This is a genomic window from Rhodopseudomonas rhenobacensis, assembly GCF_014203125.1.
Classification (GTDB): Bacteria; Pseudomonadota; Alphaproteobacteria; order Rhizobiales; family Xanthobacteraceae; genus Rhodopseudomonas_A; species Rhodopseudomonas_A rhenobacensis.
The window spans coordinates 1-2,897 of the sequence record NZ_JACHIH010000064.1; the positions used below are offsets into that span (position 1 = coordinate 1).

General features: G+C 64.9%; 1 protein-coding gene. It reads left to right on the forward strand.

Going from position 1 to position 2,897, the window contains the following annotated elements; all coding sequences use genetic code 11:
* Positions 1–674: 674 nt before the first annotated feature.
* The gene (locus HNR60_RS23890) at positions 675–2,750 is read left to right on the forward strand and encodes a M23 family metallopeptidase (RefSeq protein ID WP_184262924.1); all 2,076 of its coding nucleotides are present in this window, start codon (positions 675–677) and stop codon (positions 2,748–2,750) included.
* Positions 2,751–2,897 lie beyond the last annotated feature (147 nt).

Consider the following 2,897-nt stretch of genomic DNA (forward strand, 5'->3'; position numbering starts at 1 on the left):
CGAGACCCGCAAGGACTCCGCCGTCCACGTTTCTCTTTCTTCTTCTCAACTTGTCAAACAGCCCGGGGCAAAACCCCAACTTCCCGCTAAGGAAGCAATCTCTCCCCGTAGGGAACGCCCTCCCTTCCAGGAAAGCAACACCCCCAATCGGGGAGCGCCGTATACCCTCATCCGACGACAAAGCGCAACCGATAACTTTCGGCTGCTCAAGTCACTCACCTTGATGAGGAGCATCAGAGGCGCGGAAGCTCGCCGCGACCCGGGTGGGCCAGGGCGTTGCCGCCGCGCTCAGTGGTCGTTTTATAAGCCCGCCCCCTCGGATGAGTCAACACCCATCGTCAAGAAATTGTCGCATCCTGTGGGAACCCAATAAGTCCTGAGTTTTCAGGGCCTCAGCCGCACTTGAGCCACAATCCTGCAGCGTTCTCCACGACGAACATGCAAAAAAAATCTTCGATGGCCGGCGTTTCGGCGGTCGTGGATTTTGTGCGTTGGGGGATCCGAGCGCCATGACAGCCACGCTGACCGGTGTTGCCGCGGCGTTTCCTGCGCGGCCGGCTCAATCTGGTCTTGGTTCTGATCGGTGATTGCCCGATGGTTATGCAATACACGATGCGACTCGAACGCCCGCGCGGGCAGTTTGAGTCTGCGGCGACAGCCGCCGCAATGACGGAATGCTGGGGGACCGCGGTTTGAACCACAGGACGACACGCGCGCGCAGCTATGGACGCGAGGCCGAGATGATCGACCTCGGCCACGAGCCGCCGCTTTCCGTCGATGGATCCGAAGCCGCGGTGATCGATCGCCGCCGCGTCTCGGTGCAATGGTTCAGCGGCACGATTCTCACCGGCCTGTGCGGCGCAGCCTTGATCGGCGGCGCCGTTTTCGCCTCGCTCGACGGCGAAATGACTTTTGCCAAGGTGCCCGAGCGGGTCGAAGGCGCGCTGCGCGGTGCGTTCGGCGCCAACGACAAGACCGCCACGCTGCACAAGAGCGACCGGCTGCCGCCGCCGTCCGAATCGGCCGCGGCGCGCCAGGTGGTGCGGGTCTCCACCGTCACCCGCGTCGGCAATCGCGACGTGATGCGGGTGCGTCCCTTCATCCGCATCGCCGGCAACCTGGCGCTGACCACCAGCGAGCTCTCCGCCAAGGTGCCGCCGTTCAATGCCCAGCGGATGCTGAGCGACGTCGGCGCGGCGACGCCGGCCAGCGCCGAAGACGCGCAGAACCCGGACGCCGTGGAGCCCGACGCCGAGGTGTCGTTCGTCACCCGCGATCTCGGGCCGATCCTGCCGAAGGCCAAGGTCGCCGCCGTGGTGGCGATCGACGAGGTGTTGATGCGGGTGCGCGACGCCTCGAGCTGGCGTGGCCACAGCGGCGTCCGCTACACCATGGCCAACGGCGATCCCGGCGCGCCGCAATCCGACATCAAGATGGCCTATGCCACCGAGGGCAATATCGCCGCCGACCCCTATGCCGGCTTCGAGACCCGCGTCGTGCCGGAAAACGTCACGCTGCTGCCGAAGACCAAAGATCAGGCCACCGGCGGCAATCCGACCAACGAGCGGATCCACATCGTCAAGAAGAACGACAGCATTTCCACCATCCTGCGCGACCAGGGCGCGACGCCGGAAGAAACCCGGGCGATCGCCGCCACGCTCGGCGCCCGCGGCCGCGACGGCGGGCTCAAGGAAGGCCAGAAGATCCGCATCCTGATGGCGCCGGCCGGTCCCGGCCAACGGCTGCAGCCCTATCGCGTGGTGGTGGCGAGCGAGTCCACCATCGAGGCGGTCGCCGCTTTGTCCGATCTCGGCAAATACGTCGCGGTCGACGTGCAGAGCATGAACACCGTCGCCGAAGTGCCCGACACCAGCGACGACGAGGAGGACGACGGCACCGGCGTGCGGCTGTATCAGAGCATTTACGAGACCGCGCTGCGCAACAAGGTGCCGGCCAGCGTGATCGAGGACATGGTCCGGATCTATTCGTACGACGTCGATTTCCAGCGCCGGGTGCAGGCCGGCGATTCGTTCGAGGTGTTCTTCGCCGGCGAAGACGAAGGCTCCAGCATCAACGAAAAGAACGACGTGCTGTATGCGGCGCTCACCGTCGGCGGCGAGACCAAGAAATACTTTCGGTTCCAGACCCCCGACGATTCGGTGGTGGATTTCTACGACGAGAGCGGCAAGAGCGCGAAGAAGTTCCTGGTACGCAAGCCGGTCAACCAGGCGATCATGCGCTCCGGATTCGGCGGCCGGCGGCATCCGATCCTCGGCTACGTCAAGATGCATACCGGCGTCGATTGGGCCGCGCCCTATGGCACGCCGATCTTCGCCTCCGGCAATGGCGTGGTCGAGAAGGTCGGCTGGGAAGGCGGCTACGGCAAATACATCAAGATCAAGCACAACAACGGCTACGAGACCGCCTACGGCCATATGTCGGCCTACGCCAAGGGGCTCGATCCTGGCAAGCGCGTGCGCCAGGGCCAGGTGATCGGCTTCGTCGGCTCGACCGGGCTGTCGACCGGCGCGCATGTGCACTACGAAATTTTGGTCAACGGCCGCTTCGTCGACCCGATGCGGGTCAAGCTGCCGCGCGGCCGCTCGCTGGAAGGCCCGCTGATGGCGAGCTTCGAGAAGGAGCGCGACCGGCTCGACGCGATGATGACCAGCCGCAACGGCCGGGTGTCGGAAGATCTCACCGGCGCCGCACGCGGCGTCACCGCGCAGGCGCGGCCGGTGACGCGGTAAGCTCTGCGGTCCCGCGTCACGTTTCCACACTGTCGCCCCCTCCCCCGCAAGCGCAGGGCTATCGCATGTGTTGGATGAGTTCGAAGAGGAACGTATCGTTCCATCCTGCACGTTTCAGTTTTCCGCGCAGCGATGTGGTGTTGTCTG

Coding starts and splice junctions, on each gene's coding strand:
- HNR60_RS23890 (WP_184262924.1), top strand. CDS start 675: ATGCTGGGGGACCGCGGTTTGAACCACAGGACGACACGCGCGCGCAGC.